Source organism: Romboutsia sp. CE17, assembly GCF_012317385.1.
Classification (GTDB): domain Bacteria; phylum Bacillota; class Clostridia; order Peptostreptococcales; family Peptostreptococcaceae; genus Romboutsia_E.
In genome coordinates this window covers 1,991,344-2,004,302 of sequence record NZ_CP051144.1, presented here as the reverse complement: position 1 = coordinate 2,004,302, position 12,959 = coordinate 1,991,344, and the positions used below count along the sequence as shown (strand labels likewise).

The following is a 12,959-nucleotide window of genomic DNA, read 5'->3' as shown; positions in this document are numbered from 1 at the left end:
TATGATATATATATTAAAATTCGAATAATCCTCAGAAGTAACTGAGGTTATTTTCTTGCAAAGTTTCATAGTATTTGGTATTATAATATAAAATAGTTCCTTAAGTAGGGGGTAAGTATTTATCATGGAAAATAATAATTTTGGACAAGTTAAAATATCTAATGATGTAATAGCTACTATAGCAGGTTTAGCAGCGTTAGAAGTTGAAGGTGTAGAAACTATAACAACTTTTACAGATAAATTATTAAAGAATAATAATGGTGTAAAGATACAATTAGAAGAAGAGGACGTTAACTTAGATATAATGGTTATGATAGATTATGGAATATCTATACCAGATATAGCTTTAAAGATACAAGAAAATGTAAAAAATACTGTTGAAACAATGACAGGATTAAAAGTTTCTCAAGTAAATATACATATTCAAGGAATTAGCTTCAAGAAAGAAAAAACTGAGCTAGAAGAAGCAAAGAAAGAAGCAAAGATTGCAAAAAAAGAAGCTAGGAAAGAAGAATCTAAGAAAAATTAATATAGACCCTCTGAAAAATCAGAGGGTTTTTTACTGCAAAACGCGCATAATAAAGACTGAAGGAGGATTTGACTGATGAAAAAGGAAAATATATCGAGAAAAGTTACTAGTAGAGAGTACGCAATGAAATTAATATACCAAAATAGTATAACAAAAGAGGAAATAGATAATTTAGATTTATTCGTAGATGAGTTCGTAGAAAATAATGCTGAATATATATTAAATAGATATGAAGAATTAAGATTGCAACATTCAAATAACCCAGATCTATCATTAGATAGTATAGATATAGATGAAGCTATAGATAGAGAATACATAAAAAAGATTTGTTTAACATTAGAAAAAAATGAAGAAAAGATAAATACTTTAATAAACTCAAACGCAAGGAACTGGACGGTAAATAGAATAGCGAAGGTAGACTTAGCTATATTAAAATTAGCAATAGCTGAAATTATTGCCATAGAGGATATACCACAAAGAGTTTCTGTAAATGAAGCCATAGAGCTTGCAAAGATATACTGTGATGATAAATCTCCTAAATTTATAAATGGAATTTTAGGAAGTGTTATAAGTGAACTTGAATCAAAATAATATAATAATCGGAATTGACACTAGCTGCTATACAACCTCTATAGCAGCTATATCTTTAGATAAAAAAATAATATTTAATAAAAAGATAATGCTAAAGGTTAAAGATAACACTAAGGGGTTAAGACAAAGTGAGGCTGTTTTTCAGCATGTTAATAATTTAGGAGAAATAAGTAATGAAATAAATTCTATGATAAAAGGTAATAAGGTTATTGGAGTATGTGTATCAACTAAACCAAGACCGGTGAAAGAGTCATATATGCCAGTCTTTACAGTTGGAAGTAACTTTGCAAAATTATTTAGTAGTTTAAACAATTGTCATTATTATGAAACTACTCATCAGGAGAATCACATTGAAGCGAGTCTTTTAACTAATAATATAAAAAATAAAGATAGATTTTTATCTGTACATATGTCAGGAGGAACTACTGAGGTTATTTTGGTAAAGAAAGAAAGATTAGAACGTGAAATAAGTATAGTTGGTGGAACTAAAGATATAAGTTTTGGACAACTTATAGATAGAATAGGGATTAAGATGGGATATAGTTTTCCATGTGGAAAATATATAGATGAAAATGCTCTAAAGTGCCAAGATAAAATAGAGTTTGGGCTAAAAACATCTGTAAAAGATGGATATATGAATTTATCTGGGATTGAAAATCAAATAAATAAAATAATAGATGATTATAGTAAAGAATATATATGTAAATTATTACTAGATACAGTGTGTAAAAATATATTAAAGTCCGTATTGTATATAAGTAGAGAAAATAATATAAATGAAGTTATATTTGCTGGTGGAGTTTCTGCAAGTAAATATATATCAAGAAAAATAAAAAGTGAATTAAGCAAAGATAATATAACTGCATATTTTACAGAACCAGAATATTCAACTGATAATGCAGTAGGATGTGCATTAATAGGACTTGAAAAACTTAATTTAGGAGAGTAAATATGAAATTAAGAGCTTTAGACATAAGTGAAGCAAACTCTTATATAAAACGAATTTTGGTGAATGATCCTATATTATATAATTTAAAAGTTAAAGGTGAAATATCAAACTTCAAGGTACATAGTAGTGGAAATGTATACCTTTCATTAAAAGATGAAACATCTAAATTAAATTGTGTTATTTTTAAAAGTAATTATGATAGAAGTCTAGAGTTAGATAATGGTGTAAAAGTAGTTGCAAGTGGATATATTTCTGTTTATGAAAGAGATGGATCTTACCAGTTATATATTAATTCTATTGAGATTGAAGGAGTTGGAAATTTATACATACAGTTTAATAAGCTAAAAGAACAGTTAAGTAAAGAAGGATTGTTTGATCAAAAATATAAAAAGCCAATACCGAAAATACCAAGGTCTATAGGTGTTGTGACATCTCCGACCGGAGCAGTAATAAGAGACATAATAAACGTAATAAAAAGAAGATACCCTAAAGTTAATTTAATGTTGTATCCTGTAAATGTTCAAGGCTTAAACTCAGCAGGTGATATATGTGAAGGTATTAAATTCTTTAATGATAGAGAAAATGTAGATACAATAATTGTAGGTAGAGGTGGAGGTTCTATAGAAGAACTTTGGTCTTTTAATGAAGAAATAGTTGCAAGAGAAGTATTTAAGTCTAAAATACCTATAATATCGGCAGTTGGTCATGAAACTGACTTTACAATTTGCGACTTTGTAGCAGATATGAGAGCGCCAACTCCATCAGCAGCTGCAGAAATAGCAACACCATCTCTAAATGATTTGGAGTTTAAATTAAATAATATAAAAAATAGAATGAGTAAGTCATTAATAAATCAAGTGAAAATAGATGAACATAGACTTAACTCTGTTTTTGAAAGAATAAATAATTACCTGAAATCATACATAATAAAAGATAATATTATACAATTAGACAAAATATATGATAAAATAGCCTTTGAAGTAGAAAATAATATTAAGCTTGAAAAAGAGAGGCTTACTAACATGGGCGCTATGATTCATAGTTTAAGCCCATTAGCAACTATAGATAGAGGATATAGCATAGTACAAAAAGAAGGACAAGTAATTAATAGCACAAAAGAAATACAGTTTAAAGATAATCTAGAAATAGTTTTGAAAGATGGATTTATAGAGTGTACTGTAGAAAAAATAATAAATAAAGAGGTATAAATATGGATTTAACATATGAACAAGCTTATAAAAAGTTAGAAGCAATTTTGGAAAAACTAGAATCTAAAGGAGCTAGTTTAGATGAATCCTTAAGTTTATATGAAGAAGGAATAGGCCTTTATAAACACTGCAATAAATTATTGGAAAATGCCGAATTAAAAATAAGTAAATTTAACTCATTAGGCATAGAAGAAGATTTAGATATGAGGGAGGAATAAAAGTGGAGTTTAAGCAATCTCTAAAAGAGAAATCTAATTATATAGAAAGTTTATTAGATGAATATAAGCCAAAAGAAGATGGTTACCAAACTACTATAATGGAAGCTATGAATTATAGTTTAAAAGCTGGTGGAAAAAGGTTAAGACCTATTTTAACACTAGAAGCATGTAAAATAGTTGGAGGAAATGAAGAAGATGCAATTCCTTTTGCAGTGGCAATAGAAATGATTCATACATATTCACTAATACATGATGACTTACCTGCCCTAGATAACGATGATTTAAGAAGAGGTAAACCTACTAATCATAAGGTATTTGGAGAGGCTATGGCAGTTTTAGCAGGGGATGCTCTATTAAATTATGCTTTTGAGGTAATGTTATCTAATTCTATTAATAAAGAAAATCCACAAAAGTATCTAAAGGCAATAAATGAAATAGCTAAGAGTGTAGGAATTTATGGAATGATAGGCGGACAAGTAGTAGATGTAGAAAGTGAAGATAAATCTATATCAAAAGAAAAACTTGACTTTATACACTTAAATAAAACAGCAGCAATAATAATAGGATGTATGAGAGCTGGTGCTATAATAGGTAACGCAGATGAAGAACAATTAGAAAAAATAACTAAGTATGGAAAAAATATTGGGTTATCATTTCAAATAGTAGATGATATATTAGATATAATTGGAGATGAAGCTAAGTTAGGTAAGCATGTAGGTAGTGATATAGAAAATAATAAATCTACTTATCCATCTTTACTTGGTTTAGAAAAATCAAAAGAGATTGCAAAACAATTAATATACGAAGCTAAAGATAGTATAAAAGACTTATCACAGGATCATAGTTTCTTAGATGGTTTGGCGAATTATATAATAGATAGAGAGTATTAAGAGGAGGAAAAATGAACTTTTTTTCAGAAATTTTTAGCAACAAGGTTTTAGGAATAAGTATATTTGCTTGTTTTTTAGCTCAATTTATAAAGATATTTACTGGAAAAGATAAACGTATAGATTTAGCTAGAATCTTTACATCTGGAGGTATGCCGAGTTCACATAGTTCCTTCGTGACAAGTTTAGCAACTTTAGTTGGTTTAGAGCGAGGATTTAAATCAACTGACTTTGCTATAGTTTTTGTATTTGCAGTGATTATAATGTATGATGCCTCAGGAGTAAGAAGAGCGGTAGGAAAGCAGGCAGCTATACTAAATCAAATAGTAGATGATGTTCATCATGGAAAGCATATAAAACAAGATAAATTAAAGGAATTGATAGGACACACACCAGTAGAAGTATGGATGGGTGCTTTATTAGGTATAGTTGTAGCTTTGATAATGGCATAAAATTGAAAAAAGCACATTTATATGATATAATTTCTAATGTTTTATAAAATGGTTATAAAATGAATATATCTAAGGCAATAATAAGGTATATTCATTTTTATAATTACATAGAAACGATATATTTTTTTAGGTCTTCTATGGAAGACTTTTTTAATTATAAAAAAATTAATCAAATAAAAGGTGAAGGTAAATGTATAAATATTTAGATAAAGTAAACTGTCCTAAAGATATAAAAAATATGACTAATGAAGAATTAGATATACTTTCAAAAGATATAAGAAAATTTCTAGTTAAGTCAGTATCTAAAACAGGTGGACATTTAGCATCAAATTTAGGCGTAGTAGAGTTAAGTCTCGCGCTACATAAAGTATTTGATAGTCCAACTGATAAAATAATATGGGATGTAGGTCATCAATCTTATGTGCACAAAATTCTTACAGGAAGAAAGGATAGTTTTAATACTTTAAGACAATTTGAAGGTTTAAGTGGATTTCCAAAGGAAGTAGAAAGCCCTCACGACATATTTGATACAGGGCACAGTAGTACATCTATTTCCGTTGGTTTAGGTATTGCTTGTGCAAGGGATATAAAAAAAGAAAAATTTAATGTAATATCAGTGATAGGTGATGGATCTATAACTGGTGGTATGGCTTTAGAAGGATTGAATAGTTTAGGTTACTTAAATACAGATATGATAGTAATCTTAAATGATAATGAAATGTCTATAGATAAGAATGTTGGGGCAATGTCTAGGCATATGTCGAGTATAATAAGAAATTCAACTATGAATAAGGTAAAAGATGAAGTAGAAAAAATATTTAATGTAACATCTGCAGGAAATTTGATATACAAAACAGCAAGTAAGGTAAAAGATACTATAGTAAGTCAATTTACTCCTCAACAATCTGAGTTCTTCGAATCAATAGGAATTAAATACTATGGACCTATAGATGGACATAATATTAAAGAATTAATAGAAATATTGAACAAAGCTAAAAATAAAAAAGGTCCTGTTTTATTACATGTTATAACTAAAAAAGGTAAAGGGTATAAATTCGCTGAAGAACAACCAAATAAGTATCATGGCGTATCTAAATTTGATGTCAAAGAAGGAATACAGCCATCAAACTTAAAATCTATATCAGCTGCAGTCGGTGAAAAACTAGTTGATATGGCATCAAAGAATGAGAATGTTGTAGCAATAACAGCAGCAATGCCTTCTGGAACAGGCCTTGATATATTTGAAAAGGTATATCCTAAAAGATATTATGACGTTGGTATTGCAGAACAACATGCAGTTACATTTTCTGCTGGTTTAGCAAAAGAAGGTATGAAGCCATATTTTGCAGTATACTCAACATTTTTACAAAGAGGATTTGACCAACTTGTGCATGATGTTTGTATAACAAAGAAAAATGTTACATTTTTAATAGATAGAGCAGGCCTTGTAGGAAATGATGGAGAAACTCATCATGGTATGTTTGATTTAAGTTATTTGAATATAGTTCCTAATATAATTGTAATGGCTCCTAAAGATACTAAAGAGCTACAGTTAATGATGGACTTATCTTTAGAAATAGATGGACCTGTAGCTATAAGATATCCAAGAGGTAACTCATATTATTTAAATAAGGGCGAGTACTCAAAAATAGAAATCGGAAAATACGAAGTTATAGAAGATGGGCAAGATATAGCTATATTAGCTATAGGTAATATGGTAAAACATGCTTTAGAAGCAAAAGAAATGCTTTTAAAAGATAATATAAATCCGGCTATAATCAATGCAAGATTTTTAAAACCAATGGATGAAAAATTACTTCATGATTTATGCAAAAAATATAAATATATAGTTACTATAGAAGATAATATAATAAGTGGTGGTTTTGGAAGTAGAGTAAATAGTTTTGTTATAGATAATAACTATGATATAAAAGTTGAAAATATAGCAATTGATGAGAAATTTATAGATCACGGCAATATAGATAAATTATATGATGCAGTTGGGTTATCTGCTGAATGTATAGCAAAAAGAATAAAAAAATAGAGGCTGGAAGGTAGTTTTATGAAAAAGAGAATAGACGTATTATTAGTAGAACAAGGATTTTTTGAAAGTAGAGAAAGAGCAAAAAAAGCCATAATGGCTGGTCTTGTTTTTGTAGATAATCAAAGATGTGATAAGGCAGGTGTAGATGTTAAAGAAGATGCCAAAATAGAGGTTAAAGGTAATCCTATACCATATGTAAGTAGAGGAGGTTTAAAGCTTGAAAAAGCTATGAAAAACTTTGGACTTACTTTAGATGGTAAAGTTTGTATGGATATAGGAGCTTCAACTGGTGGATTTACAGATTGTATGCTTCAAAATGGAGCTACAAAAGTATTTTCAATAGATGTTGGATATGGACAACTTGCTTGGAAACTAAGACAAGATGAGAGAGTTGTTTGTATGGAAAGAACAAATATAAGACATGTTACAATTGAAGATACTAAAGAATTTGCAGATTTTGCATCTATAGATGTATCATTTATATCTTTAAAATTAGTTCTACCAAAGGCTAAAGAGTTAGTTAGACCAGGAGGACATGTTGTTGCTTTAATAAAACCTCAATTTGAAGCAGGAAGAGAAAAAGTCGGTAAAAAAGGTGTGGTTAGGGAGAAATCTACACATATAGAAGTAATAGAAACTATATCACATTTTGCTGTAGAAATAGGATTTTCAATACTAGACTTAGATTATTCGCCAATAAAAGGTCCTGAAGGTAATATAGAATACTTAATATATCTTCGTAATTCAAATGACGATTATGAATTCAATGAAGATGAATATAGAAAAAAAATAACAGAGGTAGTAGAAGCTTCTCATAGTTTAAATAAATAAAAATTATACTTAATAAAGGGGGATTTTAAAGTGATCCTTGAGTTGTATATGAAAAATTGTGCCTTAGTAGAGGAACTAAGATTAACAATTGATGAAAACCTAAATATATTAACGGGAGAAACTGGTTCAGGAAAATCTATAATAATAGATGCACTAGGTCTATGTTTAGGTGAAAAATATGATAGAGCTTTTTTAAGAAAAGGTACGGAAAAAGGAATAGTTGAAGCTATATTTTCATCTGAAAGCGTGCATTTAAAAAAGGTTTTAGAAAAATATGATATAGAGCTAGATGATGATAATCTATTAGTTATTACTAGAGTTATTTATGATGATGGTAAAAGTGTTGCTAGAGTAAATGGTAGAACACTTAAATTATCCGTATTAAGAGAGATTTCATCGACTTTAATTGACATTCATGGTCAGCATCAAAATCAGGCTTTATTTAATAAAGAAACTCACTTACAATTCTTAGATTTATTTGGTGAGGGTGAGTTAATAGATCTAAAAAATGAATATAAAAATGTATACAATGAATATACTAAAGTGAAAAATGCTCTTAATATTTTAACTGAAAATAAAGATGATATGCAGATTCAAAGAGAAATAGATTTGTTGAAATTTCAAATAAATGAGATTGAATCAGCTAATTTAAGTAAAGATGAATACGAAGAATTGTTAAAGCAAAGAGATGTGTTTAGAAATAGTGAAAAAATTTATAGTAACTTAAATATAAGTTATCAGAACTTATATGAAGGTAGTGTAAATGCAGTAGATTTAATAGGAAGTGCATCTAAAGAGCTAAGTGCAATATCTGAATATGATAAAGCTTTAAGTGAATACAATGAAAATGTTGAAAGGATAATGTATGAACTTCAAGATATAGCTAGAGAAATAAGGAACTATAAAGAAAGTATAGACTTTGAACCTTATGAATTAGAGCAAATTGAAATAAGAATAGATGAAATTAATAATCTTAAGAGAAAATATGGAAATAGCATAGAAGAAATTTTCAATTATCATGACAACATAAAAAATAGACTAGATGAAATATTAAATAGAGATGAAAAAGTAGAAGAATTAAAAAGAGAGATAATAAGAATTGAAAAAATTCTTGTAGAAAAAGCTGATAATTTAACTAAAGCTAGAAAACTTGTAGCATCTAAATTGGAGGATGTATTATTAGTTGAATTAAAAAGTCTAAATATGAAGAATGTAGTATTTAAAGTTGACTTTGAAGAAAGTAGCTTTACTGTAGACGGAAAAGATGATATAGAGTTTATGATATCTTTTAACTTAGGTGAAGATATAAAACCGATATATAAGGTTGCATCAGGAGGAGAAATGTCTAGATTTATGCTAGCTTTCAAAACTATACTTGCAGATATAGATCAAATTGATACTTTGGTATTTGATGAGATCGATACAGGGATAAGTGGGATTGCAGCTCAAATTGTTGGAGAAAAATTGTCTAAAATATCTAAGAAAAAACAAATAATTTGTATAACTCATTTACCACAAATAGCTGCTAATGCAGATACTCACTATTGTATTGAAAAAAATACTGCAAATGATAGAACTTTTACAAGTATAAGAAAGTTAAATTATGATCAAAAACGAGACGAGATAGCAAGACTTATAGCAGGAAGTAATATAACCGAAAAAACTATAGAACATGCTAGTGAAATAATAGAATTAGCCAAAAAATAAGAAAGTTTAAGCTTTCTTATTTTTTTTGTAAACAAGTTATAATTTATTTAATATTTGAATAAAATTTTACAATAAAGGAATTATAAAAACAGTATTAGCAAATATAGGAGAAAACTAATGAAAAATAAAATAACAAGTATTAAATTTATAAGCATTTTTATATTTACTTTATTAGTAATATTTACATTTAAGTATAATAAATTAATCAATGATAATAATCAAAGAAGTGTTAGTATTTTCAAAGAAAAGATTGAAAAAAAATTTGTATATCCATTGGGTAATATAGTTGGTATTAAAGCAGATACGGATGGAGTTTTAGTTATTGGATACGAAGAAGAGAATATCTCCTATATTGGAGGTATTCAAGTTGGTGATAATATAACTAAAATTAATGATGAAGAAGTTAGTAGTAGTGAAGATATATATATAATATTAAAAAAAATTAAGCAGGAAGAAATTAAAGTTGGATTTCAAAGAAATGAAAAATATAAAGAAGAAATTATAAAGTTAAAATATGAAAATGGAGAATATAAACTTGGTTTATGGGTTAGAGATAAAATATCTGGAATTGGAACTATGACACTTTATGACCCTGATACTGACACATTTTTTGCTATAGGTCATGCAATAACGGATGTTGATACAAATAAACTTTTGAAAATAAAAGAAGGATATTTGTACAATGCGGATAATTTAGAAATTATAAAGGGTAATTCGGACAGCATAGGTAAAATAAAAGGACAATTTGAATTAAATCATCCTATAGGACGGTTTGATAATAATTCTAATTTTGGAATACATGGTAATTTGTTAAGTAAGGCAAAAATAGACAGTGAATTAATTGAATTAGGAACATCAGAAGATATAAAAATAGGAGATGCTGTAATACTTTTTGAAGATGAAAATAGAAATATAAGAACCTATGATATAAAAATAGAAAAAATAATAGATGATGAGACTTCAAATAGAGATATGATAATTAAAGTTACAGACGAAGACTTAATAGATTTTACTGGTGGAATAATTCAAGGTATGAGTGGGATACCGATTATACAAAATAATAAACTTATAGGCAGTATTACTCATGTTTTTAAAAATAATCCTAAAAAAGGATATGGTATTTTTATAGACGAAATGTTACAATGAAAAAATATAAAAGAAAATTTTAATAATTATGAAGGATTATAATTTTAGTATGTCGAATTGTCTTTTAGAATTAAAAATAGATTTTCTGTAAATAAAAGAGAATGTTTTATTATAATGGGGGGAATTTTAGTGAACGAAAAAATAAAAATAGTTTTAGCTGATGATAATAAAGACTTTTGTCAAGTTTTAAAGGAATATTTATCCAATGAAGATGATATAGAAATATTAGGGATTGCTAAAGATGGAATTGAAGCTTTAGATTTAGTTAAGAGAACTCAACCAGACTTATTGGTTCTTGATGTAATAATGCCTCATTTAGATGGTTTAGGTGTTATAGAAAAACTAAATGCAATGGATATACAAAAAATGCCAAAAATAATAGTTTTATCTGCAGTAGGGCAAGATAAAATAACTCAAAGTGCAATAAATTTAGGGGCTGATTACTACATAGTAAAACCTTTCGATTTTGTAATATTTATAAATAGAATCAGAGAGCTTGTATCTAATAAAACTGCTCATATAGAGCCTAGAACTAGAGTTAATACTGATATACACATGACAAGAAGTGATTTTGTTAAAAATTCTGGTAATATAGAAACTGAAATAACTAATATAATACATGAAATAGGAGTTCCAGCTCATATAAAAGGTTATTTATATTTAAGAGAAGCTATAAAAATGGTTATAGATAATGTTGAGCTTTTAGGTGCAGTAACAAAAGAATTATATCCAAGTATAGCGAAGAAATTTAATACTACTCCAAGTAGAGTAGAAAGAGCTATAAGACACACAATAGAAGTTGCGTGGAGCAGAGGTAAAGTTGATACAATAAATCAGTTATTTGGATATACAGTACATAATACTAAGGGAAAACCAACAAACTCTGAATTTATAGCAATGATAGCAGATAAGTTAAGATTAGAACATAGTATGGTAAAATAATTTTATAGATTTAAATACTAATAAGCCTTCTCATTAAAAGAAGGCTTATTTTTTGGTATAACGTATAAAATAAGTACTATAGAACAAAACTTAGAAATATTCCATATATTAATAATACTAAATTATAAAATTTATCAAGGAGATATAATAAAATGAAAATAAGTTTGCCATCTAAGGTTAAATTCATAATAGATAAAATATATGATAAAGGTTTTGAAGCGTTTATAGTAGGGGGATGTGTAAGAGATAGTATTCTTGGCATAAAACCAAATGATTATGATATAACTACTAATGCAAAACCTGATGAAATTATAAATATTTTCAGTGATTTTAAAATTATTGATAATGGAATTAAGCATGGAACTGTAGGTGTAATAATAGAAAATGAAGTATATGAGATAACAACATACAGATTAGAAGGTGAATATGAAAACAATAGAAGACCTAAAAGTGTAGAATTTACAAGTGATATAGTTAAAGACTTGAAAAGACGCGATTTCACAATTAATGCAATTGCCTATAATGATAAATTAGGCATAATTGATAAGTTTGATGGAATTGGAGATATAAAAAGGAGAATAGTGAAAACTGTTGGTAATCCAGATGAAAGATTTAATGAAGATGGTCTAAGATTGGTTAGAGCTATAAGATTTAGTAGTAAGTTAAACTTTAAAATTGAAGATAAAACCTTAAAAAGTATATATAAAAATGCTGGTATTATAAAGAATATAAGTAAAGAAAGAATAACTGAAGAATTTACTAAAATGATTTTAAGTGATAATCCTCAAGATATTACTCTTCTATATAAAACAGGAATTTTTAGATTTATAGGTATTTATTCTTATATGAATAAAAATCGATATAAATTACTTGAAGAAGAGTTAAGAATATTAAAATATTACCCTAAAGATTTAATTGTAAGGATGTCTATGTTGGAATATATAATCAAATATAAGAAAATACCTTCTAATAGTGTTGTAAACACACTGATTTATTCTAAAAAAATAAAAAATGAATGTGAGAAGTTGGTATCTTGCATGATCATTGACAATAAAGAAGTTAATTCTATAGATATAAAGTTATTATTAAATAAAGTTGGTTTAGAAATATTTATGAAGGCTTTAGAGATAAAACGAATATATTATAACAAATTAATGTTAAATAATAGTAATAAGGATAATATAGAAGAAATAGTGTGTATACTAGATGAAACAGTAGAAAAAATCTTAGAAATAGAAAAAAATAAAGAGTGTTACCAAATTAAGGACCTAGATATTAATGGAAAAGATATCGAAAGTTTAGGATACCGTGGAAAAGATATAGGTGAAAAACTTAATATATTATTAAATAAAGTTATTGAAAATCCAGAATTAAATAAAAAAGAAGTTTTGATGGGATTAATTTAAACTTAGCATATGAATTATAGTTACATGTTTGCGGGATAGTAAATGTATG

13 protein-coding genes are annotated in these 12,959 nt (G+C 27.3%); all 13 read left to right on the top strand.

Annotation, left to right across the window (positions count from 1 at the left end; genetic code table 11):
- Positions 1 to 124 precede the first annotated feature (124 nt).
- The 13 genes from HF520_RS09580 to HF520_RS09520 all read left to right on the top strand — a co-directional run bounded on the left by HF520_RS09580 (position 125) and on the right by HF520_RS09520 (position 12,910).
- A complete protein-coding gene (locus HF520_RS09580) occupies positions 125 to 529 on the top strand; it encodes an Asp23/Gls24 family envelope stress response protein (RefSeq protein ID WP_168573813.1) in 405 nt (134 codons plus the stop codon).
- A 75-nt stretch (positions 530 to 604) separates the two neighbouring features.
- Complete coding sequence (gene nusB, locus HF520_RS09575) at positions 605 to 1,120, top strand: transcription antitermination factor NusB (RefSeq protein WP_168573812.1); 516 nt, start codon at positions 605 to 607, stop codon at positions 1,118 to 1,120.
- Positions 1,101 to 2,069, top strand: coding sequence for a Kae1-like domain-containing protein (locus HF520_RS09570; RefSeq protein WP_168573811.1), 969 nt, complete (start codon positions 1,101 to 1,103; stop codon positions 2,067 to 2,069). Before nusB ends, HF520_RS09570 begins: the two co-directional genes overlap by 20 nt.
- Before the next feature lie 2 nt (positions 2,070 to 2,071).
- Complete coding sequence (gene xseA, locus HF520_RS09565) at positions 2,072 to 3,277, top strand: exodeoxyribonuclease VII large subunit (protein ID WP_168573810.1); 1,206 nt, start codon at positions 2,072 to 2,074, stop codon at positions 3,275 to 3,277.
- Between the two features lie 2 nt (positions 3,278 to 3,279).
- Positions 3,280 to 3,495 carry an exodeoxyribonuclease VII small subunit gene (gene xseB, locus HF520_RS09560; RefSeq protein WP_168573809.1) on the top strand — a complete coding sequence of 72 codons (216 nt, stop codon included), beginning with the start codon at positions 3,280 to 3,282 and terminating at the stop codon, positions 3,493 to 3,495.
- Positions 3,496 to 3,497: 2 nt separating this feature from the next.
- A complete protein-coding gene (locus HF520_RS09555) occupies positions 3,498 to 4,385 on the top strand; it encodes a polyprenyl synthetase family protein (protein WP_168573808.1) in 888 nt (295 codons plus the stop codon).
- 11 nt (positions 4,386 to 4,396) lie between these two features.
- Positions 4,397 to 4,834, top strand: coding sequence for a divergent PAP2 family protein (locus HF520_RS09550; RefSeq protein ID WP_168573807.1), 438 nt, complete (start codon positions 4,397 to 4,399; stop codon positions 4,832 to 4,834).
- A 190-nt stretch (positions 4,835 to 5,024) separates the two neighbouring features.
- Positions 5,025 to 6,878 (top strand): 1-deoxy-D-xylulose-5-phosphate synthase, encoded by a 1,854-nt coding sequence (dxs, locus tag HF520_RS09545; protein WP_168573806.1) that lies wholly within the window; start codon positions 5,025 to 5,027, stop codon positions 6,876 to 6,878.
- Between the two features lie 18 nt (positions 6,879 to 6,896).
- Positions 6,897 to 7,709 carry a TlyA family RNA methyltransferase gene (locus HF520_RS09540; RefSeq protein ID WP_168573805.1) on the top strand — a complete coding sequence of 271 codons (813 nt, stop codon included), beginning with the start codon at positions 6,897 to 6,899 and terminating at the stop codon, positions 7,707 to 7,709.
- Between the two features lie 48 nt (positions 7,710 to 7,757).
- Positions 7,758 to 9,416 (top strand): DNA repair protein RecN, encoded by a 1,659-nt coding sequence (recN, locus tag HF520_RS09535; RefSeq protein ID WP_207711060.1) that lies wholly within the window; start codon positions 7,758 to 7,760, stop codon positions 9,414 to 9,416.
- Positions 9,417 to 9,533: 117 nt separating this feature from the next.
- The gene (locus HF520_RS09530) at positions 9,534 to 10,562 is read left to right on the top strand and encodes a SpoIVB peptidase S55 domain-containing protein (protein ID WP_168573803.1); all 1,029 of its coding nucleotides are present in this window, start codon (positions 9,534 to 9,536) and stop codon (positions 10,560 to 10,562) included.
- Positions 10,563 to 10,676: 114 nt separating this feature from the next.
- On the top strand, positions 10,677 to 11,504 hold the full coding sequence (spo0A, locus tag HF520_RS09525; protein ID WP_168573802.1) for a sporulation transcription factor Spo0A: 828 nt from the start codon (positions 10,677 to 10,679) through the stop codon (positions 11,502 to 11,504).
- A 152-nt stretch (positions 11,505 to 11,656) separates the two neighbouring features.
- Positions 11,657 to 12,910, top strand: a complete 1,254-nt coding sequence (locus tag HF520_RS09520; RefSeq protein ID WP_168573801.1) for a CCA tRNA nucleotidyltransferase — start codon at positions 11,657 to 11,659, stop codon at positions 12,908 to 12,910.
- Positions 12,911 to 12,959: the final 49 nt, after the last annotated feature.